Source organism: Frateuria sp. GZRe12 (assembly GCF_051900535.1).
GTDB lineage: Bacteria > Pseudomonadota > Gammaproteobacteria > Xanthomonadales > Rhodanobacteraceae > Frateuria_A.
Window position 1 is genome coordinate 171985 of the sequence record NZ_JBHZGI010000001.1, and the last position, 22037, is coordinate 194021.

At 69.9% G+C, this 22037-nt stretch carries 23 protein-coding genes; 14 read left to right on the forward strand and 9 right to left on the reverse strand.

The genetic code is table 11. The annotated features are described in order from the left end of the window. Positions 1–15: 15 nt before the first annotated feature. Complete coding sequence (locus tag ACFWZ4_RS00700) at positions 16–417, reverse strand: hypothetical protein (protein WP_439702856.1); 402 nt, start codon at positions 415–417, stop codon at positions 16–18. Between the two features lie 59 nt (positions 418–476). After that, positions 477–827, reverse strand: coding sequence for a hypothetical protein (locus ACFWZ4_RS00705; RefSeq protein WP_439702857.1), 351 nt, complete (start codon positions 825–827; stop codon positions 477–479). Between the two features lie 172 nt (positions 828–999). On the opposite strand from ACFWZ4_RS00705, the gene ACFWZ4_RS00710 reads away from it, so the two are divergent. The 3 genes from ACFWZ4_RS00710 (at position 1000) to ACFWZ4_RS00720 (ending at position 3541) form a co-directional block, all read left to right on the forward strand. After that, entirely contained in the window at positions 1000–1650 is a 651-nt protein-coding gene (locus ACFWZ4_RS00710; protein WP_439702858.1) for a trimeric intracellular cation channel family protein, read from the forward strand. Positions 1651–1772: 122 nt separating this feature from the next. Then, on the forward strand, positions 1773–2789 hold the full coding sequence (locus ACFWZ4_RS00715; RefSeq protein WP_439702859.1) for a L,D-transpeptidase family protein: 1017 nt from the start codon (positions 1773–1775) through the stop codon (positions 2787–2789). 56 nt (positions 2790–2845) lie between these two features. Further along, on the forward strand, positions 2846–3541 hold the full coding sequence (locus tag ACFWZ4_RS00720) for a murein L,D-transpeptidase catalytic domain family protein (protein ID WP_439702860.1): 696 nt from the start codon (positions 2846–2848) through the stop codon (positions 3539–3541). Here ACFWZ4_RS00720 and ACFWZ4_RS00725 read toward each other — a convergent pair. From ACFWZ4_RS00725 to ACFWZ4_RS00735, 3 genes are all read right to left on the reverse strand, one after another. After that, on the reverse strand, positions 3472–4746 hold the full coding sequence (locus tag ACFWZ4_RS00725; protein WP_439703753.1) for an acetate/propionate family kinase: 1275 nt from the start codon (positions 4744–4746) through the stop codon (positions 3472–3474). The two genes, ACFWZ4_RS00720 and ACFWZ4_RS00725, sit on opposite strands and share 70 nt — an antisense overlap. Continuing rightward, positions 4719–7100, reverse strand: a complete 2382-nt coding sequence (locus ACFWZ4_RS00730; protein ID WP_439702861.1) for a phosphoketolase family protein — start codon at positions 7098–7100, stop codon at positions 4719–4721. Before ACFWZ4_RS00730 ends, ACFWZ4_RS00725 begins: the two co-directional genes overlap by 28 nt. Before the next feature lie 77 nt (positions 7101–7177). Beyond that, positions 7178–7981: a universal stress protein gene (locus ACFWZ4_RS00735; protein WP_439702862.1), complete on the reverse strand. Its 804-nt coding sequence runs from the start codon at positions 7979–7981 to the stop codon at positions 7178–7180. A 274-nt stretch (positions 7982–8255) separates the two neighbouring features. On the opposite strand from ACFWZ4_RS00735, the gene ACFWZ4_RS00740 reads away from it, so the two are divergent. The 4 genes from ACFWZ4_RS00740 to ACFWZ4_RS00755 all read left to right on the forward strand — a co-directional run bounded on the left by ACFWZ4_RS00740 (position 8256) and on the right by ACFWZ4_RS00755 (position 10932). Next, complete coding sequence (locus ACFWZ4_RS00740) at positions 8256–8693, forward strand: universal stress protein (protein ID WP_439702863.1); 438 nt, start codon at positions 8256–8258, stop codon at positions 8691–8693. A gap of 129 nt (positions 8694–8822) precedes the next feature. After that, entirely contained in the window at positions 8823–9395 is a 573-nt protein-coding gene (locus ACFWZ4_RS00745) for a GNAT family N-acetyltransferase (protein WP_439702864.1), read from the forward strand. A gap of 10 nt (positions 9396–9405) precedes the next feature. After that, entirely contained in the window at positions 9406–10296 is an 891-nt protein-coding gene (locus ACFWZ4_RS00750) for a universal stress protein (RefSeq protein ID WP_439702865.1), read from the forward strand. Positions 10297–10371: 75 nt separating this feature from the next. Beyond that, complete coding sequence (locus ACFWZ4_RS00755; RefSeq protein WP_439702866.1) at positions 10372–10932, forward strand: cytochrome b; 561 nt, start codon at positions 10372–10374, stop codon at positions 10930–10932. Positions 10933–11052: 120 nt separating this feature from the next. Here the strand turns inward: ACFWZ4_RS00755 and ACFWZ4_RS00760 are convergent, their stop codons facing one another. Next, a complete protein-coding gene (locus ACFWZ4_RS00760) occupies positions 11053–11856 on the reverse strand; it encodes a universal stress protein (RefSeq protein WP_439702867.1) in 804 nt (267 codons plus the stop codon). Positions 11857–12052: 196 nt separating this feature from the next. Here ACFWZ4_RS00760 and ACFWZ4_RS00765 point away from each other — a divergent pair, with 196 nt between their 5' ends. The 3 genes from ACFWZ4_RS00765 to ACFWZ4_RS00775 all read left to right on the forward strand — a co-directional run bounded on the left by ACFWZ4_RS00765 (position 12053) and on the right by ACFWZ4_RS00775 (position 14703). Beyond that, entirely contained in the window at positions 12053–12880 is an 828-nt protein-coding gene (locus ACFWZ4_RS00765) for a universal stress protein (protein ID WP_439702868.1), read from the forward strand. A gap of 8 nt (positions 12881–12888) precedes the next feature. Beyond that, on the forward strand, positions 12889–13872 hold the full coding sequence (locus tag ACFWZ4_RS00770) for a zinc-dependent alcohol dehydrogenase family protein (RefSeq protein WP_439702869.1): 984 nt from the start codon (positions 12889–12891) through the stop codon (positions 13870–13872). A 108-nt stretch (positions 13873–13980) separates the two neighbouring features. Beyond that, positions 13981–14703: a Crp/Fnr family transcriptional regulator gene (locus ACFWZ4_RS00775; RefSeq protein WP_439702870.1), complete on the forward strand. Its 723-nt coding sequence runs from the start codon at positions 13981–13983 to the stop codon at positions 14701–14703. A 6-nt stretch (positions 14704–14709) separates the two neighbouring features. Here ACFWZ4_RS00775 and ACFWZ4_RS00780 read toward each other — a convergent pair whose 3' ends face one another. Next, the gene (locus ACFWZ4_RS00780; protein ID WP_439702871.1) at positions 14710–16743 is read right to left on the reverse strand and encodes an ATP-binding protein; all 2034 of its coding nucleotides are present in this window, start codon (positions 16741–16743) and stop codon (positions 14710–14712) included. A gap of 4 nt (positions 16744–16747) precedes the next feature. Next, entirely contained in the window at positions 16748–17494 is a 747-nt protein-coding gene (locus tag ACFWZ4_RS00785; RefSeq protein WP_439702872.1) for a response regulator, read from the reverse strand. A gap of 216 nt (positions 17495–17710) precedes the next feature. Here ACFWZ4_RS00785 and ACFWZ4_RS00790 point away from each other — a divergent pair, with 216 nt between their 5' ends. After that, positions 17711–18502 carry a hypothetical protein gene (locus tag ACFWZ4_RS00790; protein ID WP_439702873.1) on the forward strand — a complete coding sequence of 264 codons (792 nt, stop codon included), beginning with the start codon at positions 17711–17713 and terminating at the stop codon, positions 18500–18502. A gap of 33 nt (positions 18503–18535) precedes the next feature. Here ACFWZ4_RS00790 and ACFWZ4_RS00795 read toward each other — a convergent pair whose 3' ends face one another. Then, positions 18536–18958 carry a host attachment protein gene (locus ACFWZ4_RS00795; protein WP_439702874.1) on the reverse strand — a complete coding sequence of 141 codons (423 nt, stop codon included), beginning with the start codon at positions 18956–18958 and terminating at the stop codon, positions 18536–18538. A gap of 168 nt (positions 18959–19126) precedes the next feature. Between ACFWZ4_RS00795 and ACFWZ4_RS00800 the strand changes: the two genes are divergently transcribed. From ACFWZ4_RS00800 to ACFWZ4_RS00810, 3 genes are read left to right on the forward strand one after another with little or no spacing between them, the layout of a single operon-like run. Then, positions 19127–19573, forward strand: coding sequence for a CBS domain-containing protein (locus tag ACFWZ4_RS00800; RefSeq protein WP_439702875.1), 447 nt, complete (start codon positions 19127–19129; stop codon positions 19571–19573). Positions 19574–19582: 9 nt separating this feature from the next. Then, positions 19583–21118 (forward strand): thymidine phosphorylase family protein, encoded by a 1536-nt coding sequence (locus ACFWZ4_RS00805; RefSeq protein ID WP_439702876.1) that lies wholly within the window; start codon positions 19583–19585, stop codon positions 21116–21118. Continuing rightward, entirely contained in the window at positions 21115–22008 is an 894-nt protein-coding gene (locus tag ACFWZ4_RS00810; protein WP_439702877.1) for a ribose-phosphate diphosphokinase, read from the forward strand. The genes ACFWZ4_RS00805 and ACFWZ4_RS00810 overlap by 4 nt, the downstream gene beginning before the upstream one ends. Positions 22009–22037 lie beyond the last annotated feature (29 nt).

Sequence of the window (22037 nt, forward strand, 5' to 3'; positions counted from 1 at the left end):
AGGGACGACGGAGAGTCAGGCCAACGGTGGACGCAGCGGCGGCGCCCACGGCGTCGAAGGTGCGCGCACCCGCAAGGGTGGAGCGTAGGCCAGCGTGGCGGGCAGGGCGGTGATCACGCCGGGCATCGGCGGCACGGCGCTGGCGCACAGGCCGGCGCAACCGCAGGCGTGCCCGAGGGCGTCGCCGCAGCAGTGGTCGTGCGCGTGGTGGCAGTCATCCTGCGACAGCATGTGCGCCATGCCCGGATGCGTGGGCGCGGCGGCCATCGCACCCGCGTGCGAAGCCGGCGCCGCGTGTGCGTGCGCGATACCCAGGGACGCGGTGCCGAGCGAGCTCAGCACCAGCATCAGCCACGCCAGCAGGCCCAGGGCGCGAAAGCCACGGGAACGTGCAATCAGGCGTAGCGACGGGGACATGCCGCCAGCGTACCGACACGATTGCACCCCCTCAACCCTGGAGGATGCTCCATGCGGTCTTACGGCTTGGTGTAACCCATGTGCACCGTGATCTTGTCGCCGACGGCGAGGTTCGCCACAGCCGCGGGCGGGAAATGCACCTTGAGCGACATGCCCTCGGCATTGACGTCCACCAGGCCGGTCTGTTTGTCCACCGAACTGACCGTCGCGGGCATCGCATGCATGCCCATCATGTTCATGTGCATGCTCTTCATCTGGTCGTGCCCGCCGTGCATGCTGCCCATGGTGTCCGGATCGTGGGCACTGTCGGTCGGCATGGTGTTCTGGGCCAGGGCCACGCCCCCGCTCGCCAGTGCGAGGGTCAGGGCAGCGAGCAGTCCGGTCAGCGGATGGTGCGCGAACGTCTTCATGGTGACCTCCTCGGTCGGAACGAGATCGAAGCATCCGGCGGTTCATGTGTAGGAACCGGAAATGCGGGCCGACGCGCTCGTGTCCGCTTCGGCCGTGCGCAACGTCGAGGGAGGACGGTCCTGTCTGCCTGCTTTAAGCTGCACCGCGCATGGCACCGAGGCACGACAGCAGATGATCGACACGACGCGGGCGCTCCACACGCTGCTTCTGGTCCTGGACCTGTTCGGCACGTTCGTGTTCGCGCTCAGCGGCGCGCTGGTCGCCGTGCGGCGCGGGCTGGACCTGTTCGGCGTACTGGTGCTCTCGTTCGCCGCGAGTAGCGCCGGCGGCATCACCCGCGACCTGCTGATCGGCGCCACGCCGCCGGCGGCCATCGAGGACTGGCGCTACCTGGGCGTATCGCTGCTGGCCGGCCTGCTGACCTTCTACCGTTACGCCGACATCGAGCGCATGCGCAACCCGATGCAGCTGTCGGACGCGGCCGGGCTCGCCTTGTTCGCGGTGGCGGGGGCGCAGAAGGCGCTCGCCTACGATCTTCCACCGGGCATGGCCGCCCTGCTGGGCATGCTCACCGGCATCGGCGGCGGCATGCTGCGCGACGTGCTGGTGTCGGACATCCCCGCGGTGTTGCGTGCCGAGCTCTACGCGGTTGCCGCGCTGGCGGGCGCTGGCGTGGTGGTGTTGGGCGACCTGCTGCACATGCCGCCCACGGCGACCACGCTGACCGGTGCCGGCCTGTGTTTCGGGCTGCGCTTTATGGCCATCCGTTATGGCTGGCGGCTGCCGGTCGCCCGGCCGCCGGATGCGGACAGGCACGGCTGAACCGTCCACCTGGATGCCGGACGGGCTGAACCCGCGGCGACTGGTGCGGTCCCCTGTTGATCCTGGTCAACCGGACCTGACCTCCATTGACGAGGATGAGTCCGGCCCAACGCGAGATGCCTGTGGAACGTTTCGACGAGCTCGAGCGAGCGACGTGGCGGCGCCGCGCACCGGTTCGCCGCGGCCTGCTCATGTTCCTGTGGGGCGTCGTGGCGCTCCTGGCGTGGCCGGCTGCGGGCCGTGTCGGGGACAAGCCGTTCTGGCGCCCCGAGCTTGCCCCGGTGGGTCCGATGGTGATGCTGGTCAGCCTCGACGAACAGCGCATCTACGTCTACCGCAACGGCGTGGCGATCGGCGCAAGCCGCATCAGCTCCGGACGCAGCGGCTACGAGACCCCGACCGGTGTCTACACGATCCTGCAGAAGGAACGCGTCCATCATTCCAACCTGTACGACAACGCGCCGATGCCCTACATGCAGCGCCTGACCTGGGACGGGCTGGCGCTTCACGCCGGCACGCTGCCAGGGCATCCCGCCTCGCACGGGTGCATCCGCCTGCCGGAGAGCTTCGCCGAGCGCCTTTTCGAAATCAGCCCGCGTGGAACCGTGGTGGTCGTGACCGACCAGCGCGTGGCGCCGCCGGAGATCAACCACCCCGCGGCCATCGCCCCGCTCGGGCTGGAGGGCGCGGCGCGGCCAGACGGGGAAGGCTCGCTCTGGCCGCCCGATGACGGCGGACCGGTCAGCGTCGTGGCAAGCACGCACGACCGGGCGCTCTACGTGCTGCAGTCGGGAAGGCTGATCGCGAGCACGCCGCTGGAGGTGCCGGAAGGTTTCTCCGTGGGCGGCATGCTGCTCTATGTCAGGCGCGCCGGAGCTTCCGCGAGCGCCGCCGAAGGTGACGGCGGACTGTGGTCGGCCTACCGTGTGCTCGGCCAGGGGCCGGCTACCGCGCCCCGCGCGCTGGCCGATGAACTCAGCGTCCCCGACGCGTTTGGCGCACAGCTGCGTGCGCGCATCGCGGTCGGGACCACGGTGCTGGTCATGGATCTCCCGGCGCGGGGCGGCCAGCCGGTGCCCTATGGCACGCTGCTGGAGGCGCGGGAAGCGGTTCCCCGGAAAGCGCCCGGACACCCCTAGCACTTTGTTAAGGCGGAGCGCGGCAAGCTTGTTTTTTTTGCTAAGCCGTGCCGTCCATGCTCACCGCTTTTCTCCGACGCCTTGCCGTCGCCGCGCTGCTGCTCGCCCCCCTGGCGGCCGGCGCGTCTCCCACCACCGCCGACGTCCTGGCCCAGGCCCTGAGCCAGGCGGCCCCCAAGGCCAATCCCAAGGTGCTGGCGCTGGCGTCGCAGGCGCTGACTTGCGTGCAGCGGACCATGCCGACGAACACGCTCAGCGTGATCGACTATTCGCTGCCCTCCACCACGCCCCGGTTGTGGGTGTTCGAACTCGGCCAGCAGCCGCGCCTGCTGTTCCACGAATGGGTCGCGCACGGCCGCAACAGCGGCGACAACCTGGCCACCCGTTTTTCCAACCAGCCGGGCAGCCTGATGTCGAGCCTGGGCACCTTCGTCACCGATGGCACCTACACCGGGCACAACGGTTATTCGCTGCGGCTCAAGGGCATCGACGGACGCTTTAACGACCGCGCCGAAGAGCGCGCGATCGTGATCCATGGCGCCAGCTACGTGAACCAGGCCTTCGCGCGCAGCCAAGGCAGGCTGGGCCGCAGCTGGGGCTGTCCGGCAGTGCGTGCAGGCGTGGCGCACAAGTTGATCGACGCGATCGCCGACCACTCGGTGGTCTTTGCCTACTACCCCGATCAGGCTTGGTTGCAGGCGTCGAAATTGCTGGGTGGTTGCGGTAGCGGCGAGGCGCTGTCCTCGCGCTGATCGCCTGCGCCGGCCAGCAGCACGTGCACGTGGCGGCAGATCTGGCGCTCCTCTTCCGAGGGCATGACGCGCACCTCGCAAGCGGCGTCGCGCGTGCCGATGCGCAGCGCGCCGCCGCGGTTGCGTGATTCGTCCAGGCGGATTCCCGTCCACCCCAGCCCCTCGCAGATATCGGCACGCGCCTGCGCGTCGTGTTCGCCGATCCCGCCGGTGAACACCAGTGCGTCGATGCCATGCAGCACCGCCGCCATCGCGGCGATCTGCTTGCGCACCGAGAGCACGAACATCTCGAGGGCCAGCTTCGCGGCCGGGTCCTTGCGTTCGAGCTGGCGCAGCCGGCGCAGGTCGCCGCTGATCCCGGACACGCCGAGCAGGCCGGAGCGGTGGTCGACCAGCCGTTCGAGGCCGCGCGCGTCCATGCCTTTCTCGCGGACCAGCCAGGCCAGCACGCCCGGGTCCAGGTCGCCGCTGCGCGTGGCCATCACCACGCCGCCGTTGGGCGTCATGCCCATGCTGGTGTCGACGGAGCGGCCATCACGTACCGCGGTGACGCTGGCGCCGCTGCCCAGGTGGGCGATCACCAGCCGCGGCGGCGCCTCCGGCCATTGCGCCAGGACCGAGGCACAAGACAGCCCGTGGAAGCCGTAGCGCTGCACGCCATCGGCCTGCAGCGCGCGGTCGATGGGCAGGGTGCGTGCCGCTTCCGGAAGGCCGGCATGAAACGCGGTGTCGAGGCAGGCCACCTGCGGCAGCGACGGATAGCGCACCTGCGCGGCGCGGACCACCGACAACGCCGCCGGCACGTGCAGCGGCGCGAAGATGCTGGCCGCTTCCAGCTGCGCCATCGCCGCCGCATCGATGCGTGCGTGCGTGCGCAACTGCGGCCCCCCGTGCACGATCCGGTGGCCGACAGCATCGGGCGCCGGCACGTCCAGGCCCGCCAGCAACCGGGCGATGCGCGTGAAGGCCTGCACGCTGTCGGCGATCGCGACGGTCTCCTCGTGCAGGGTGGTGCCGCCGCGGCCGTCGCGCACGCGCAGCAGGCCCGCCGAGCTGCCGATCGCCTGCGCCTCGCCGGTGACGCGCGGATGCATCTCGCACCCGCGCGCCGCGAACAGCCCGAACTTCAGCGAGGACGAGCCGCAGTTGAGCGCCAGTACGTGGAAGCCGCCAGGGTTCACGTCGATTGCGTCCCGGGCGTCCATTGCCACGTGGCCACTTCCGGCAGGTCCTCGCCGTGCTCGCTGATGTACAGGCGGTGGCGTTCCATCGTGGTCCAGTAGCGGTCGGTCGCGTCCGAGGCGAGGTGCGCCAGCCGCGGCACTCGAAGGATCGCGTCCAGTGCAAGCTGGTAACGGTCCAGGTTGTTCATCACCGTCATGTCGAACGGCGTGGTGGTGGTGCCTTCTTCCTTGTAGCCGCGCACGTGCAGGTTGTCGTGGTTGTGGCGGCGGTAGGCCAGGCGATGGATCAGGCCGGGGTAGCCGTGGAAGGCGAAGATCACCGGCTTGTCGCGGGTGAACAGCGCATCGAAGTCGTGGTCGCTCAGCGCGTGCGGGTGCTCGCCCGGCGGCTGCAGCACCATCAGGTCGACCACGTTGACCACGCGCACGCGCAGGTCCGGCGCGTACTCGCGCAACAGCGTGACGGCGGCGAGCGTTTCCAGCGTGGGCACGTCACCGGCACAGGCCATCACCACGTCCGGCTCGGCGTCGCCCGCGTTGCCGGCCCATGCCCAGATGCCCGCGCCGACGCTGCAGTGGCGGGCCGCCGCGTCGATGTCCAGCCATTGCGGAGCCGGCTGTTTGCCGGCCACGATCACGTTCACGTAGTTGCGGCTGCGCAGGCAATGGTCGGCTACCGACAACAGGCAATTGGCATCCGGCGGCAGATAGATGCGCACCACGTCCGCCTTCTTGTTGGCGACGTGGTCGAGGAAGCCCGGGTCCTGGTGCGAGAAGCCGTTGTGGTCCTGCCGCCACACGTGCGAGCTGAGCAGGTAGTTCAGCGACGCGATCGGGGCACGCCAGGGAATCTGACGCGTGGTCTTGAGCCACTTGGCATGCTGGTTGAACATCGAATCGATGATGTGGATGAACGCTTCGTAGCAGGAGAACAGCCCGTGCCGGCCGGTCAGCAGGTAGCCCTCCAGCCAGCCCTGGCACAGGTGCTCGCTCAGCACCTCCATCACGCGCCCCTCCGGCGCGAGGTTCACGTCCACCGGTTCGATCGCCGCCATCCAGGTCTTGGAGGTGGCCTCGAACACGTCCTGCAGCCGGTTGGAGGCGGTCTCGTCCGGACCGAACAGGCGGAAGTTGCGTGCGTCCGCGTTCAGTCGCATCACGTCGCGCAGGTAGCGGCCAAGCGCGCGCGTGGATTCCATTTCCACCGCGCCCGGTGACGAAACGGCGACGGCGTGGTCGCGGAACGGGGGCAGGGTGAGCGGTTGCAGCAGCGTGCCGCCGTTGGCGTGTGGATTGGCGCCCATGCGCCGGCGCCCGGTCGGCGCGAGTTCGGCCAGTTCGGGCTTGAGGCGGCCCTCGGCATCGAACAGCTCGCGCGGCCGGTAGCTCAGCAACCAGTCCTCGAGCAGCTTCACGTGCCCGGGCTTGTCGAAGTCCTTCAGCGGCACCTGGTGCGCGCGCCAGGTGCCCTCCACCGGCAAGCCGTCGACCACTTTCGGCCCGGTCCAGCCCTTGGGCGTGCGGAACACGATCATCGGCCAGCGCGGCCGTTCCGGTGGGTGGCCGTCGGTGGCCGCCCGGGCGTTGCGCTGGACCTCGACGATGCGCGCGAGCGCGCGGTCCAACGCGGCGGCGAGCTGCTGATGCACCGTGGCCGGATCGTCGCCCTCGACCAGCAGCGGCTCGTAGCCGTAACCGCGGAACAGCGCGTCCAGTTCCTCGGGGGTGATGCGCGCCAGCAGCGTTGGGTTGGCGATCTTGTAGCCGTTCAGATGCAGGATCGGCAGCACTGCGCCGTCGCGCACCGGGTCGAGGAATTTGTTCGAGTGCCAGCTCGTCGCCAGCGCGCCGGTCTCGGCCTCGCCGTCGCCCACGATGCACGCGACGATCAGGTCGGGGTTGTCGAACGCGGCGCCGTAGGCACGCGCCAGCGAGTAGCCGAGCTCGCCGCCTTCGTGGATCGAGCCCGGTGTTTCCGGCGCCACGTGGCTGGGCACGCCGTAGGGCCAGGAGAACTGGCGGAACAGCCGGCGCATGCCGTTGCTGTCGCGCTCGATATCCGGGTACGTCTCGGTGTAAGTGCCTTCCAGGTACGACTGCGCAACCAGCCCGGGACCGCCGTGCCCCGGGCCGATCACGTAGATCATGGACAGGTCGTGCGCCTTGATCAGCCGGTTGAGGTGCACGTAGATGAAGTTGAGCCCGGTGGTGGTGCCCCAGTGGCCGAGCAGGCGCGGCTTGATGTGCCTGCGTTCCAGCGGCACCTCCAGCAGCGGGTTGTCCTGCAGGTAGATCTGGCCGACCGTGAGGTAGTTGGCCGCGCGCCAATAGGCGTCCATACGGCCGAGCAGCTCGTCGGACAGCGGCATGGGCATGGCAGGCTCCGGGACTCGCGCTGGGTCGTCGGTGAACATGGCTCCGCCTCCGCGTGGATGGGGTGAATGACCGGCGCTCAGTGCGCGAGCAGCAACGGCAGCCGTGCGTGCGAGAGCACGTGATGGGTGGTGCCGCCGAGCACCAGTTCGCTGATCCGGGAGCGCCCCCACGCGCCCATGACCAAGAGGTCCGCGCGCATCGCTTCGGCTTCGCGCAGCAGGTGTACACCGGCGTCCTCGACGGGGTGGAACGGGCACCGCTGCTGCACCGTCACGCCCTGGCGCGCCAGCCATTCGCCCACGGCGAGGGTGGGCGGACCGAAGCCGGGCAAAGTCTCGTGCCACCCATCGAGCAGGTGAACCTCCGACGCCTTGCGCAGCAGCGGCAACGCGGCACGGATCGCCTCGGTCGATTCGCCCGACCCGTTCCACGCCACCAGCACGCGCTCGGGGGCGCCGCGTACTTCATAGTCATCGGGCGCCAGCAGCATCGGCACGCCGCCGGCAAACAGGGTGCGCGTGACGTTGTCCCAGCCGACCGGCAGATCCCGGTTGCCCGCCGGTGCGCTGCACACGAGCAGGTCGGCCATCCGCGAGCGGGTGGCAAGCACGGGCACGTACAGACCCCGGAAGACCTCCCAGCTGCCTTCGACGTTCGCGCGCCGGCACAGCTCCTGCCACCAGGGCGCGCGTCGGCGCGCCGATTCCTCCTCCGCTTCCAGGATCGCCAGCGCATCGGGGATCGCCGTTACCGAGGGCATCTGCGTGACGATATGGACGCCCGCCACGAACGCCTGCTGCTGCCGCGCGACGGCCAGGCCGAGCCGGATGGCGGGCAGATCCTCGCGCATCTGGTCGACGTCGATGATCATTTCGTACATGGGCGTTCCTCCGGCATGGCGCCATCCTCGGGCGGGCCGCAGGTGTCGCGCTTGATCAGGATCAACCGCGCGCGGGTTGCCGGCCGGCGGATCGCAGCCGGCCGGGCAGGCGCGGGCCTACCGACGTTCTCGCGGACCTGAGAAGTTGCGACGGCGACGCTTAGCCCGAACCGCTCCCGCGTTGACCGAAATCAAGTCGCGCCGACGCCGACCGCCTAGCCTGCTCCGCAGTCACCGCCCATAGCCGCGGCTGCCGCCGCCGAAGGAGAAGCGCATGTACAAGCACATCCTGTTGCCGACCGACGGTTCGGAAGTGTCCAAGCGGGCGGTGGACATGGGCCTTGACCTGGCCCGGGCGCTCAAGGCGAGCGTGTATGCGCTGCACGTGATCCTGCCGTTCCAGGCGCTTTCCTACATGACGCAGATCATTCCCGAAAGCGAGACCAGCTACACCGAGGAGTCGGTGCGCTGGGCCGAACGCTATCTCGGCGAAGTGCGCGACAAGGCCATGCGCGCCGGCGTGCCCTGCGACAGCGACTACGTGTTCGACAAGCATCCCTGCGACGCGATCCTCGACATCGCGAAGAAGCGCGAGTGCGACCTGATCGTGATGGGCTCGCATGGCTGGCACGGCTTCACCAAGCTGTTGCTGGGCAGCGAAACGCAGAAGGTGCTCGTGCGCAGCCAGCTGCCGGTGCTGGTCTGCCGTTGAGTTCCCTGCAAAGGGACGGGGCGGCCCGTCGGTGCCGAACGCACCGCGAATTGATGCGGATCAATCCGGCACCGCATCCGGCATGCCCCAATGAGTGCCCAGGGGCATCACACGCGACGAGGTTCGTCCATGGCCACGCTACCCACCGGAATCACCCCGACCTCCAACGCCAGCGGACCCGTGCTGCTGGAGGGAACGCACTGGATCGACCATCTGCGCGACGGCACCGTGGTGCTGATCCGCCCGCTGCGGCCGGAAGACCGCGAGCGGGAAGAGGACTTCCTGCGCGCCATGTCCCCGGATGCCAAGCGCATGCGCTTCATGTGCAGTTTCCGCGAAGCCAGCGAGGAACTGGTCGACCAGTTGATGGACGTCGACTACGACAAGCGCATGGCCTTCGTCGCGCTGGCGCACGAGGACGGCGAACTGCGCGAGGTCGGCGTCAGCCGCTACAGCACCAACGGCGACCAGACGCGCTGCGAATGCGCGGTCACCGTGGCCGATCACTGGCGCCATCGCGGCCTGGCCGTGGTGCTGATGCGCCACCTCATCGACATGGCCCGCCAGCATGGGTTCAAACAGATGTACTCGGTCGACTCGGCCGACAACCAGCCCATGCAGGAGCTCGCCTCTTACCTGGGATTCAAGCGTTCGCTGGATCCGGGCGATCCCGCGCAGGTCATCCATACGCTGGCCCTGTGAGGAGCGCACCATGAACGCGGTAGTCCCCACCCCGAACCGTATTTCCGAAGGCACGGCCGTGCCCTCATTGCCGGTGGTGAACAAGCCCTCCGACATCGTGGCGATAGCTACCTCCACGGCGCCCTGGAATTCCGCCGTGCAGGTGGCAACGGCGCTGGCCGCGCGCTGGCAGAGCCTGCTCACGGGCTGTTTCGTGGACGAGTCGTTGCGGATGCTGCGCGGCTCCGAAAGCGAACCTTCCGTGCTCGGCCTGCTGCTGGATACCCCCGTGCAGGATTTCGAAGCGGCCGATGGATTCCGTGCCTTCGCCCGGTCCAGGGGGGTGCCGCACGCCTCGTGGGTGGTCGCCCACAGCGGACTTGCCCGCGTACTGCGCGAGCTGGGCGCCTGGCACAGCCTGGCCGTGCTGGAACGCGACGTCGTGGACGGGGAAGCGTTGACCGAACTTCTCGGCGAAGTGTTGCTCACCTGCAGGCTCCCCAGCCTGATACTGCCGCCGGACTGGAACCGCGACACCCCGTTCCAGCGCGTGCTGGTGGCCTGGGATGGCAGCACCGAGGCCGTACGTGCGATCCATGCGGCTTTGCCCTTCCTGCAGGGCGCCCGGCGCGTGGTGCTGCTCGATGGTGGCCGTCCGCACAGCCCGGAAAGCGAGTGCTACCTGCCGCACTTCGAACCTTTCGTGTACATGGCCCGACACGGTATCGAAGCGGACCCGATGTGCGTAGGCGTACCGGCGCGCACCGCCGGCGCGGCCCTGCTGAAGAAAGCCGAACAGGTGGGCGCCGACCTGATCGTGATGGGCGCTTTCGCTCACTCGCGCTTGCGCGAACACACGATAGGTTGCGCGACGCGCTACGTGCTCGAGCACGCGCAGATCCCGATCTTCCTGCAGCACTGAGCCCGGGCCATCGACGAAGCGCAGGGAAGCGGTGCACGCACCCGGCGACAGATCAACTCAAACAGGAAACTTCACATGAGCAAACAGGGCAAACGCGCCGGCGAACGCTACACCGACCTGTCGATCGGCGTGCACTGGCTGACGCTGGCGCTGCTGGTGGGCGTCTACGCGTGCATCGAGTTGCGCGAGTTGTTTCCCCGCGGCAGCGGCACCCGCCAGGCCCTGGCGAACTGGCACTACATGCTCGGGTTGGCCACGTTCGCGCTGGTCTTCCTGCGACTGGCGTTCCGCGCCGCCGGGCGCACGCCGCCGATCCAGCCGCCGCCACCCCGCTGGCAGCAGCGCCTGGCGGGCCTGGTGCACCTGGCCCTGTATGCCTTTCTCCTGGCGATGCCGCTGCTCGGATGGCTCATCCTGAGCACGGAAAACGAACCCGTGCCGTTCTTCGGCATGCAACTGCCGCCCCTGGCCGCGCCGGATCGTGCACTCAGCCACAGCCTCGAAGAGGTCCACGAGACCATCGGCACCGCCGGCTACTACCTCATCGGCCTGCATGCCGCCGCCGCGTTGTTCCACCACTACTTCATGCGGGACAACACGCTGCTGCGCATGCTGCCCCGTCACGGCCGCGGGTGAACCCCACGTCCGAAAACCCACTCGCTCCTGCAGGAGCGCACCTGGACGCGACCGCGCGGCGTTGACGTGCAGCGTGGCGCACGGGTGCGCTCCTGCACGGTCACTAGCACGGACCCTTGTTCAGTGCTTGAGCAACACCGGCAGGCGACTGCGCGCCAGCACCGCGCTCGTGGTGGAACCGAGCGGACGCTCGCCCGGGCGGCGGCGCCCGCTGGCGCCCATGACGATCAGGTCGGCCCGCGTGTCGCTGGCGTAGGCAAGCACCTGGTCGCTGGCGTCCTCGTCGGTGCCGGCCACGGTTTCGATCGCGGCGACAGGGACGCCATGCGCGCGCAGGTGCGCCAGCGCGTCCGGCATGCCGCCGCCGTCGTGGACGGCACCCTGTTGCAGCAGGGAGACGACCTTCGCACCGCGCAGCAGGGGCAGTGCGGCGTGCAGGGCACGGCTGGATGCCGCCGACCCGTTCCAGGCCACCATTGCATGCATCACCGGGCCGGGGGCGTGGTTGGCCTCGGGCACGACGATGCAGGGGGCACCTGAACGCACGGCCTCGCCGACCAGGCGCTCGTACCGGAATCCAGGCGATGCATTGCCCTGCAACACGAGCAGGTCGTGCCAGTCCCCGATCGTCGCCAGGGCATCGGACGCCTGTCCGATCGCAACTTGCCAGCATGTGTCGGTGACTCCCAGCTGGCTCGCCCACGCCGCGAAATCACGTCCGGCAAGCATCGCCTGGTGCAGCTCGTCCTGCGCATAGGCGGCCATTTCCGCGGCCAGCTTCGCCGGTCCGGGCGTTGCGCCGCCGCGAGGTGCGATGAAGAGGCCGGTCAGCGTGGCGCGCATCGAGGCGGCCAGCTGCGCCGCGTAACGCACGCTGCCATGCCAGGTCCGGTATCCCGGGCTGTGGACCACGATGTCGCGCACGACAGGCTCCTCGATCGCGGATCCGATCCGCGGACGAAGCGTGATCCAACGCCCGGGCGCGGATTTGACCTAGGTCAGCACGGGGCGACTCGAAGGCCATGCGCGCAGTTGACCTGCGTCACCTCGCGCCGCGGCCGGTGGCCTAGTGTCGCCGCAACCCCGGCCGCTACCCGCGGCGCACCCCGGAGCCATCGCCATGTACGACATCCTGGTCAACTCGCTCAATTACGAGGACTGGTCCCGCGGCGTCCAGTACGGCACGCAGCTGGCGACCCTGATGCAGGCGTCGGTCACCGGCGCGTACATCTACCCCTCGCCGCTCTACGCCACGCCGAGCTTCAGCACGCCGGAGCTGATCGAGGCGGTGCTGGAAACCGCGCGCACGCTCGAAGCGAGCGCGCTGTCGGCCGAGCGTCCGTTCGTCAGCTGGGCCAGCGGCATGGGCATCGAGCACGCCTCCTGGGTGGTGGGGCAGGGCAACCTGTCCGACGCGCTGGTGCAGATCGCCTGCTGGCACGACCTGCTGGTGCTCGAGCGCGATCCGACGCGGACCTGGGCATCGCCCACCGACCTGGCCGAGCTGATCCTCGCGGTGGGCCTGCCGTGCATCGTAGTGCCACCGCAGCCGGTGCGTGGCGTCGGCTTGTCCCGCGTGGCCATCGCATGGAATGGCGCGCCCGAGGCGATCCGCGCCGTGCATTCGGCCTTGCCGCTGCTGCAGCGGGCCGACGAGGTGTTGCTGCTGCGCGGTGCGCCCAAGGAGGCGTTCCACGACGTCACCTGGAAGCCGCCGTTCGACATCGATGCCTATCTCCAGCGCCATGGCATCCGCGCCCGCTCGCAGGACCTGCTCACCAACGAGCACGACGCCGGCGAGGCGCTGCTCGAACAGGCCGACCGCTTCCACGCCGATCTGCTGGTGATGGGCGCCTATGGCCGCAGCCGCTTCAGCGAGTGGGCGCTCGGTGGCGCTACGCGGCATGTGCTGTGGCATGCGCGGTTGCCGGTGCTGTTCCGCCACTGAGCCTCGCCATGCGTGCGATGGCGCTCGAAACCGTGGGGCAGCCGCTCGTGATGAGGGAGTTGGCAGACCCCGACCCAGGTCCCGGCGAGGTCCGCTTGCGCGTGGAAGCCTGCGGCGTGTGCCGCACCGATCTGCACGTGATCGACGGCGAGCTGCCTGCCGTCGCCACGCCGGTCATACCCGGGCACGAAGTCGTCGGCCTGATCGACCGGCTCGGCGAGGGCGTGCACCGGCTCGGCCCCGGCCAACGCGTGGGCGTGCCCTGGCTGGGCTCCGCCTGTGGCACCTGCGAGTACTGCCTGGGCGGCCGCGAGAACCTGTGTGATGCGGCAGGCTTCACCGGCTACACCCGGCCCGGCGGTTTCGCCAGCCATTTGGTCGCGCGCGCCGACTTCTGCATCCCGCTCGCGGAGGCCGCCGATCCGGTCGCGACCGCGCCGCTGCTGTGCGCGGGGTTGATCGGCTGGCGCGCGCTTTGCCGGACGGGACAGGCGCGCACCCTGGGCATCTACGGTTTCGGCGCGGCCGCCCACCTGCTGGCCCAGGTCGCGCGACACCAGGGTCGGCGGGTGTACGCGTTCACCCGGAACGGGGACGTGGCAGCGCAAGCCTTCGCCCGCACGCAGGGCGCCGCATGGGCGGGCGACGCCGACGCGAACGCGCCGGAGCGGCTGGATGCGGCGATCATCTTCGCCCCTGCCGGCGAGCTGGTGCCCATCGCGCTGAAGGCGGTGCGCAAGGGCGGCCGGGTGGTGTGCGGCGGCATCCACATGTCCGACATCCCGGCGTTTCCCTACCGGCTGTTGTGGGAGGAACGCGAGCTGGTTTCGGTGGCCAACCTCACCCGCGCCGACGCCCCTGCATTCTTCGCCGAAGCCGCCAGCGCGGCCGTGCACGCCACGACCAGACGCTACCCGCTCGAAGCGGCGAACAAGGCGCTCGACGACCTGCGCCACGGCAGGCTCGACGGCGCCGCCGTGCTGGTGCCGTAACCGTCGCAGGCAAGACCGTTACGGACCGTTACACGGGGTTGCGCGGCCGACGTCGTCCCGTGGCAATGGCTGGCTAACGTGGACCCGTCGCCATCCGGGAAGACCGCCATGAACGCCCTTGCCACCCACATTCCGATGCCCGCCCCTGTCGCCGTGCAGCAAGGAATGGCTTCGGCCGGGCCGATCGACATCGAACAGCTCTCGCGCCACGTGCAGGTGCTGCGCCGCAAGCTCGCGCCCGGCCAGCATGTCTACCGGGCGGGGCAACCGTTCCATGCGATCTACCTCGTGCATGCCGGCTTCCTCAAGACCTGCGAGCTGTCCGAGGACGGCCGCGAACGGGTGACCAGCTTCCGCATGCGCGGCGACCTAGTCGGCGTGGAGTCCATCGGACTTGCGCACTACGCCTGCGACGTGGTGGCGCTGGACGACAGCGAGATCTGGGAGCTGCCTTACCCGCCTGTGCTGCACGCCTGCCTGCGGATGCCGGAGCTGCAGATCCGGCTGACCGCGGCGCTGGCGGGGGAGATCCGCAACGACCGCGCGTGGATGCTGGCCCTGGGCACGCTCACCGCCGAGCAGCGCGTGGCCGCGTTCCTGCTGGACATGGCCGAGCGCCACATGCGGCTGGGCTTCAGCCCGCGCCATTTCCTGCTGCGCATGGGCCGCGCCGACATCGCCAGTTTCCTGGGGATCAAGCACGAGACGGTGACCCGCGCGCTGTCCAGGCTCGACCGGCTGCAGTGCATCGACGTGCAGCGACGCGAGATCCGGCTGCTCGATACGGACGGCTTGCGCCGCATGGCCGGGCAGGGCGCGACCCTCCACTGAGGGCGGTCAGTCGAAGCGACCTTCCAGCGCCTGCGCCAGCGCCTCGCCCAGTTGCTCCCGGCGGTACGGCTTTCGCAACAGGCCGACGCCGCTCCGCAGCGCCTCGTCGGCACCCTCGGTGGAACGCTCGTAGCCGGAGGTCAGCAGTGCCGGCAGTCCCGGGCGCAGCCGGCGGGCCTCGCGCACCAGTTTGAAGCCGTTGGAGCCGTTGCCCAGCGCCACGTCCGAGAACAGCAGCTGGATGCCTCGGTCGATACGCAGCAACTCCAGCGCCTGCTTCGCGTCCCCGGCCTCCAGGGTGTCGTAGCCGAGCGCATGGAGGAAACGGACGGCGACCTTGCGCACGTCCGGCTCGTCCTCGACTACCAGCACCCGTGCGTGCCCGGGACTGACGCTGCCGGGGGTGCGGGCCTCGCCGGCCTCGTCTTCCGCCGGCGCGGTGGGCAGCAGAATCTCCACGCGGGTGCCGCGACCGGGCTGGCTGCCGATGGTCACGCGTCCGCCCGATTGCCTGACGAAGCCGTAAACCATGCTCAGTCCCAGGCCGCTGCCCTTGCCGGCGTCCTTGGTCGTGAAGAACGGTTCCAGCGCATGGTCGAGCACGTCCTGCGTCATGCCGGTGCCGCTGTCCTCGACCAGGAACACGACGTACTTGCCCGGCCGCAGGGCGCCCGCCTCGCCCGGCCCGATCGCGCGCGCGCGGGCGCTGATGCGCAGTGAACCACCCTCGGGCATGGCGTCGCGCGCATTGATCGCGAGGTTGACCAGCGCCGTCTCCAGTTCGCCCGGGTCGGCATACACGGGCGGAATGTGGGCAGGACAGTCCAGGGCGACGTGGATGCGCGCGCCCAGCGTGCGCGCCAGCATCTCGCCCAGCTCGTCGAAGATCTGATGCGGCCGCACGCCTCGCGGCGTCAAGGTGCGGCGGCGCGAGAAGCCCAGCAGCTTGCGGGTCAGGTTGATGCAGCGGTCGACCGCGCGCGAGGCGCCGTCGATCAGTTCGCGCGCATCGGCCACCTCGCCGTACTCGGCGTCAAGGATCTGCAGGTTGCCCGAGACCACGGTCAGCAGGTTGTTGAAGTCGTGTGCGATCCCGCCGGTGAGCTGGCCCAGCGCATCCAGCCGATGCGCGTGCGCTAGCTGTTCCTGGCTGCGCCCGCGCAGGACCGCCGCGGCGAGCATGTTGGCGGTCAGTTGCATGAAGCTGAGCTGGTCGCCGTCCCATTCGCACGGCTCGCGAACGAGCGCGAGCAACGCACCGGTGACTTCGTGACGGTCCAGCAGCGGCACGATCGCCGCGTCGGCGAACCCATGCATGGCGAGCGCGTCGCGTAGCGCGGGCAAGGCTTCGGCGGGGCCGTCCGACAGCATCCACGCGCCCATCGGCTGCCTTTCGCCAAGCCGCGCCCCAAGACCGTCGCGCGCGAACGCATCGCCCAGGTCGTCGAGCACGTCGCTCGGAAGGCCGGCGGCCGATCGGATTGGCAGCGCCTTGGCACCGGCCAGACCCACCGCCACGGCCACGGCGTCGACACCCAATGCCTGTGCGATCAGTCCGGACACCGCCGCCCGCAGGGAACCATCGTTGCCGGCTTCGAGCACCAGTCGGCCCAACTCGGCAAGGTAACCGTCGCGCTGCGCACGCCGCAGGGCCTGTCGCGTGCGGTGTGTTTCGGAGATGTCGCGGATGGAGGCGGAATATCGTCCGCTGCCTGCCGGGCTCAGCGCGATTTCCATGGGGAAGGTGGCGCCGTCGCTGCGCACGCCGGTCAGTTCATAGCCCGCGCCCATCGGGCGCATCCGGGGATGGGCCATGTAGCCCGCGCGGTGGACGACATGCGCGGCACGCGCGGCTTCCGGCAGCAGGTTTTCCACCCGCAGGCCCAGCAGCGCGCCGGGGGCGTAACCGAACAACCGGTGCGCCTGCGGATTGGCCAGCACGATGTCGCCCGCCGCATCGACCACCACCATCGCGTCCGGCGCGGTTTCGAAAAGCGTGCGGAACAGGCTTTCGTCGCCGGCGGCGTGCGGGGATGGCATGGCGCTACTCCGAACGTACCGTGTCGCTGAAGATATAGCCGGCCCCGCGCACCGACTTGATGAGTACAGGGGCGGCAGGGTCCGGTTCGATCTTTCGCCGCAGGCGGCCGATCTGCACGTCCACCGCGCGGTCGAAGGGACCCGAATCCCGTCCGTACAGGTGGTTCATCAGTTCGTCGCGCGACAGCACCCGGTTGGCGTGGGTGACCAGCACGCGCAGCAGCCCGAACTCGCCGCTGGTGAGCGGTACGGTTTCGCCCGACGGTGCCACCAGGGTGCGGCTGTCCAATTCCAGGCAGTAGCCGGCGAAGCGGTAGACCACCGGTCGCGACATCGCCTGGCGCGGACGCTCGCCGGTGCGGCGCAGCACGCTGCGGATGCGCGCCAGCAGTTCGCGCAACTCGAACGGTTTGGTCACGTAGTCGTCGGCGCCCACTTCGAGTCCCACGATGCGGTCGACCGAGTCGCCGCGCCCGGTGACGATGATCACCGGCCCGCGCCAGTGCTCGTGCAGGTGGCGGGTCAGTTCCAGGCCATCCTCGCCGGGCAGGCCGAGGTCGAGCAGCACCAGGTCGATCGAATCGGTTGCCAGCAGCGCGAGCATGTCCTGGCCGTTGCCGGCCGTGCTTATCTGGAAACCCTGGGCGGCGAGGTAACGCTTGAGCAGCGTCGCGACGTCGACGTCGTCGTCGACGACCAGCAGGTGGGCCTGCCGGAGCAGCGCGGTCTTGTCATGGTCCTGAGCCGACACGAGAGCCCCATCGCATGCTGGTGTGGCGTGGCAGTCGCCAGAAACCGGGCGGACCCGCTCCATGGCGCAACCGTTGGCTATATACCAGATGAGGTCCAGTCCGCGCGAAGGCCTCCAGGGTGCGTCGAAACGACCGGCGGACCTGTTTGATCCTCGTCAACAGGTCCCGCGCGCCTCGCGTGATGCTGGTACCGGCCCCGATGGAGGAATGCCGCCATGTTCGAGATGCTTGTCGATGCCGGCTCCCATGCGGGGGAGCCCTTCCTGGCAACGGCGCTGTCGCTGGCCAGTCGCGTGGATGCCTTCGCGTGCGGCTTCCAGGTATTGCCGCTGCAGCCGCCCGTGGCGTTGTCCTTCGAGACGGCCTTGCTGGAGGCCGAAGAGCAGAGCGCCCGGGCGCGGCGCGACTGGTGGCTGACGCAGTGCACGCAGGCGGGCGTCGAAGGCGAATGGGAAATCCTGCGCGGCGAGGTTGCCCCGGCCATCGCCAAGCGCTCGCGGCTGGCCGACCTGGTCTGCCTGGAAGTCTCCGTGGCAGGCGGTGCGCGCGATGTGCTCTCGCCCGAACCCGACCGCGCGCTGGTGCAGAGCGCCGGTCCGTTGCTCCTGGTGCCCTCCGTCTGGAACGGGCCGACCGCCACGCGCGTGCTGGTGGCGTGGAACGGCTCTGCCGAGGCGGCCAATGCCATCCGCGCCGCGATGCCGCTGCTGGCGCGAGCCACCGACATCTGCGTGCTCGACGGCGAGCAGGCCTGCCTGCCGGGCATCACCCCTTCGCCATTGCCGCTGCAGGCGTGGATGAGCCGGCACGGCATCCAGGCGCAGTGGGAATCGCTCGACCCCGCGCGCCAGCGCGAACTGTCCATCGCCGACGTCGCCCGTCGCATGGGCGCGGACCTGCTCGTGATGGGCGCCTACGGGCATCACTGGACCAGCGCCTTCGGGCGCAGCCAGATGACCCAGACGCTGCTCAGCCACATCGACCGGCCGATCCTGCTTTCGCACTGAGCCGACGCCCACGCGCCGTCGGCGACCGATCGGTCAGTCGAGCAGGTAGTTGCGGATCCCGTCGCTGTCCAGGGTCGTCAGGTTGCGCCTGATCTCGCGGCTCACGCAGTGCAGGAGCGACTTGTCCAGCTCGCCGTGCAGGGTGCCCAGGAAGCGCGGCGACGCGGCGATCACGAGCGAGGTGAAGCGTTGCGCGTCGTGGGCGGTGCGCAGCGCGGCGGCGAGTGTCGAGGCGAAGCGCGCACAGGCCTTGTCCTTCGGATCGGTGCGCGGCTCGATCGCGTGCCGTGCCCCGCCCACGCTTTCCTGCACTCGTGGCGGGCGCTCGTGAAGCGGCCCTTGCGCGGTGTCGGCGTTGACGAAGCAGGCCGTTTCGGACCATGGCCCGCGGCAGCGCTCGTACTCGAACAGCCGCGCCTTCTCGCTGTCGGCCACCAGCACCCACGTCTTGTTCATGGCTCTTTCTCCGACCGGGCAGGGACATGCAAGGACAGGGTAGCGAGCCCGCGGGAAGGCCACTTGATGCCGGTCAACAAAGCCACTGCCGCGCCAGTTGATCCTGGTCAACCGGGCGAACGTACGAGCCGTCATCCTGTGCCATCAGCGGCGGCCGAGGAGACGTCCATGCGCGCAATCGACATCGGCACCCGGCGCGTCATCCAGGCCGGCGCTACGGCGACGGTCTCCGAGGCTGCCGGCATCATGCGCAGGCAACAGGCCGGCTGCCTGGTGGTGACCCGCGAGCAGGACGACCGGCTGGCGTCGGTCGGCATCATCACCGACCGCGACCTGGTCACGCGCTGCATCGCCGCGCATTTCGATCCGGCCACGACGCCGCTGGAATGCGTGATGTCCGCGCCGCTGCTGTGCTGCCGGCCGGACGCGCCGATCGACGAAATCGTCGACACCATGCAGCAGCGCGGCGTGCGCCGGCTGCCCCTGATCGATGCCGGCGGCGCGCTCGTGGGCATCGTGAGCACCGACGACGTCCTGGCGGCGCTCGCCGAACTGGCGGACCGGGTCAACCAGACGCTCAACGTCCAGCCGATGCTCGACCGGGCCTATCTCTAGGAGCCATGCGTGTCAGTCGCCCCGTTGCCTGAGTTGCCGTTCCCGGGCGAACGCCTGCGCCCGCGCCGTATCGGCATCGACACCGGCGGCGAGCACGTGGCCTACCTCCCGCTGGGTTCGCCCGCCTGCCATGGCGAGGGTTTCGGGCCGCACTCGCGACTGCAGGTGAGCGTGGGCAGCCGTGGGCTGATGGCGACGCTGGCGATCGTGCACGGCGACGCGCTGGCGCCGGACGAGGTGGGACTGTCCGAATCGGCCTGGCTGCGTCTGCAGCCGACCGCGCACGAGCACGTGACGCTGGCGCATCCGCCGAGTGTCGAGTCGCTCTCCAGCGTCCGCGCGAAGCTCTATGGCCGCACCCTCGCCGATGGCGAGATACGGGCGATCGTCACGGACATCGCCGCGCAACGCTATTCGAATCTCGAACTGGCGACCTTCATCGCCGCCTGCAGCAACGATCACCTGGCCCTTGATGAAGTGGTCGCGCTGACCGGCGCGATGGTCGACAGCGGCGCGCGGCTGCACTGGCCGGGCGCGGTCATCGTGGACAAGCATTGCGTCGGCGGGCTGCCGGGCAACCGCACGACGCCCATCCTGGTCGCCATCTGCACGGCGCTGGGACTGACCATGCCCAAGACCTCCTCGCGCGCGATCACCTCGCCGGCAGGCACCGCCGACACCATGGCGATGCTGGCGCCGGTGGACCTGGATCTCGCGCGGATGCGTCGCACCGTCGAGCGCACCGGCGGCTGCATCGTGTGGGGTGGGGCGATCAACCTGGCGCCGGTGGACGACACGCTGATCCGCATCGAGCGTGCGCTGGACATCGACAGTCCCGGGCAGCTGGTTGCCTCGATCCTCTCCAAGAAAATCGCCGCCGGTTCCAACCGCGTGGTGATCGACGTGCCGGTCGGCCCGACCGCAAAGGTGCGCGAACTGCGCCACGCGCGCACGCTGGAACGGATGCTGCGCACGGTGGCCGGGCGCTTCGGCCTCCAACTGACGGTGCTGCGCACGGACGGGCTGCAGCCGGTCGGCCGCGGGGTAGGGCCGGCGCTAGAGGCCCACGACGTGCTGGCCGTGCTGCAAAACCGGCCGATGCAGCCGCGCGATCTTCGCGAGCGCGCGCTGGTGCTCGCGGCCGCGGTGATCGAGGCCGGTGGCCTGGCGGCGGGAACGGACGCGCTCGCGGCGGCGCGCGAATGCCTGGACTCCGGCTGCGCATGGCGCCAGTTCCAGGCGATCTGCGAAGCCCAGGGTGGCCTGCGCGCCCCCGGCGTCGCGCCGTACCGGCATCCACTGGCGGCCGCGCGGGAGGGGCGCGTCGAGGCGATCGACAACCGCCGCCTCGCGCAGGCCGCCAAGCTCGCCGGTGCACCGCTCTCGCCGCTGGCCGGGCTGGAGATCGACGTGCGCGTGGGCGATCCGGTAACCGCCGGCCAGCCGCTCTTCACCCTGCATGCGCAGAGCCCGGGCGAACTTGCCTACGCCATGGAATACGTCTCGCGCCATCCGGACATCGTCCGCCTCGGAAACGGCCCATGAGTCTCCTCTACGCGTTGCCGGGCAACGCCGCGTTCGCCCGCGCGCTGTGCCGCCACACCGGCTGGCAGCGGGGCCAACTGGAACTGCACCGTTTCCCGGACGGCGAATCGCTGCTGCGGCTCGCCACGCCGCCGCGCGGCGTCGTGGCCATGACCTGCTCGCTGCAACGGCCCGATGCCAAGCTGTTCGCGCTGCTTGCCGCGGCGGCCACCGCCCGCGAGCTCGGGGCGACGCAGGTCGGCCTGGTCGCGCCCTACCTGGCCTACATGCGGCAGGACGCGCGCTTCCGGCCGGGCGAAGCGATCTCGGCGCGGGTCATCGGCAACCTGCTGGGCAGCGGCTTCGACTGGGTCGTGACGGTCGACCCGCACCTGCATCGCATCCACGACCTCGCCGAGGTGTTCGCCTGCCGCACCACGGTCGTCCAGGCGGCGCCGGAGCTGGCGGCCTGGATCAGGGCGAACGTGCGCTCGCCGCTGCTGGTCGGGCCGGACGGGGAGAGCGCGCAATGGGTGGAGGCGGTGGCGGACCGGCTCGGCGCGCCGTGCGTGGTGGCGCGCAAGCAGCGCCGCGGCGACCGCGACGTCAGCGTGCGGCTGCCGTCATTGGCACGCTGGCGCGGGCACACGCCGGTGCTGCTGGACGACATCGCGGCGTCCGGGCACACGCTCATCGACACCGCCAGGGGCGTGCGCGAACAACTGCCGCAGGCCTCGCCGGTCGCGGTGGTGGTGCATGGATTGCTGGGGCGTCGCTCGCGGGAGGCATTGCGCGGCGCCGGGATCGCCCGCCTGGTGACCACCAACACCGTGCCGGGCGAACTGGCGGCGATCGACGTCAGCGCCCGCGTCGCACAGGCGCTGGCAATCCTTGGCGCCGACGCAGCCTAGGGAGCAATCCGCCGCGCACCGTCCTTCGC

Coding starts and splice junctions, on each gene's coding strand:
- ACFWZ4_RS00700 (WP_439702856.1), bottom strand. CDS start 417: ATGTCCCCGTCGCTACGCCTGATTGCACGTTCCCGTGGCTTTCGCGCC.
- ACFWZ4_RS00705 (WP_439702857.1), bottom strand. CDS start 827: ATGAAGACGTTCGCGCACCATCCGCTGACCGGACTGCTCGCTGCCCTG.
- ACFWZ4_RS00710 (WP_439702858.1), top strand. CDS start 1,000: ATGATCGACACGACGCGGGCGCTCCACACGCTGCTTCTGGTCCTGGAC.
- ACFWZ4_RS00720 (WP_439702860.1), top strand. CDS start 2,846: ATGCTCACCGCTTTTCTCCGACGCCTTGCCGTCGCCGCGCTGCTGCTC.
- ACFWZ4_RS00725 (WP_439703753.1), bottom strand. CDS start 4,746: ATGGACGCCCGGGACGCAATCGACGTGAACCCTGGCGGCTTCCACGTA.
- ACFWZ4_RS00730 (WP_439702861.1), bottom strand. CDS start 7,100: ATGCCCATGCCGCTGTCCGACGAGCTGCTCGGCCGTATGGACGCCTAT.
- ACFWZ4_RS00735 (WP_439702862.1), bottom strand. CDS start 7,981: ATGTACGAAATGATCATCGACGTCGACCAGATGCGCGAGGATCTGCCC.
- ACFWZ4_RS00740 (WP_439702863.1), top strand. CDS start 8,256: ATGTACAAGCACATCCTGTTGCCGACCGACGGTTCGGAAGTGTCCAAG.
- ACFWZ4_RS00745 (WP_439702864.1), top strand. CDS start 8,823: ATGGCCACGCTACCCACCGGAATCACCCCGACCTCCAACGCCAGCGGA.
- ACFWZ4_RS00750 (WP_439702865.1), top strand. CDS start 9,406: ATGAACGCGGTAGTCCCCACCCCGAACCGTATTTCCGAAGGCACGGCC.
- ACFWZ4_RS00755 (WP_439702866.1), top strand. CDS start 10,372: ATGAGCAAACAGGGCAAACGCGCCGGCGAACGCTACACCGACCTGTCG.
- ACFWZ4_RS00765 (WP_439702868.1), top strand. CDS start 12,053: ATGTACGACATCCTGGTCAACTCGCTCAATTACGAGGACTGGTCCCGC.
- ACFWZ4_RS00770 (WP_439702869.1), top strand. CDS start 12,889: ATGCGTGCGATGGCGCTCGAAACCGTGGGGCAGCCGCTCGTGATGAGG.
- ACFWZ4_RS00775 (WP_439702870.1), top strand. CDS start 13,981: ATGAACGCCCTTGCCACCCACATTCCGATGCCCGCCCCTGTCGCCGTG.
- ACFWZ4_RS00780 (WP_439702871.1), bottom strand. CDS start 16,743: ATGCCATCCCCGCACGCCGCCGGCGACGAAAGCCTGTTCCGCACGCTT.
- ACFWZ4_RS00790 (WP_439702873.1), top strand. CDS start 17,711: ATGTTCGAGATGCTTGTCGATGCCGGCTCCCATGCGGGGGAGCCCTTC.
- ACFWZ4_RS00795 (WP_439702874.1), bottom strand. CDS start 18,958: ATGAACAAGACGTGGGTGCTGGTGGCCGACAGCGAGAAGGCGCGGCTG.
- ACFWZ4_RS00800 (WP_439702875.1), top strand. CDS start 19,127: ATGCGCGCAATCGACATCGGCACCCGGCGCGTCATCCAGGCCGGCGCT.
- ACFWZ4_RS00810 (WP_439702877.1), top strand. CDS start 21,115: ATGAGTCTCCTCTACGCGTTGCCGGGCAACGCCGCGTTCGCCCGCGCG.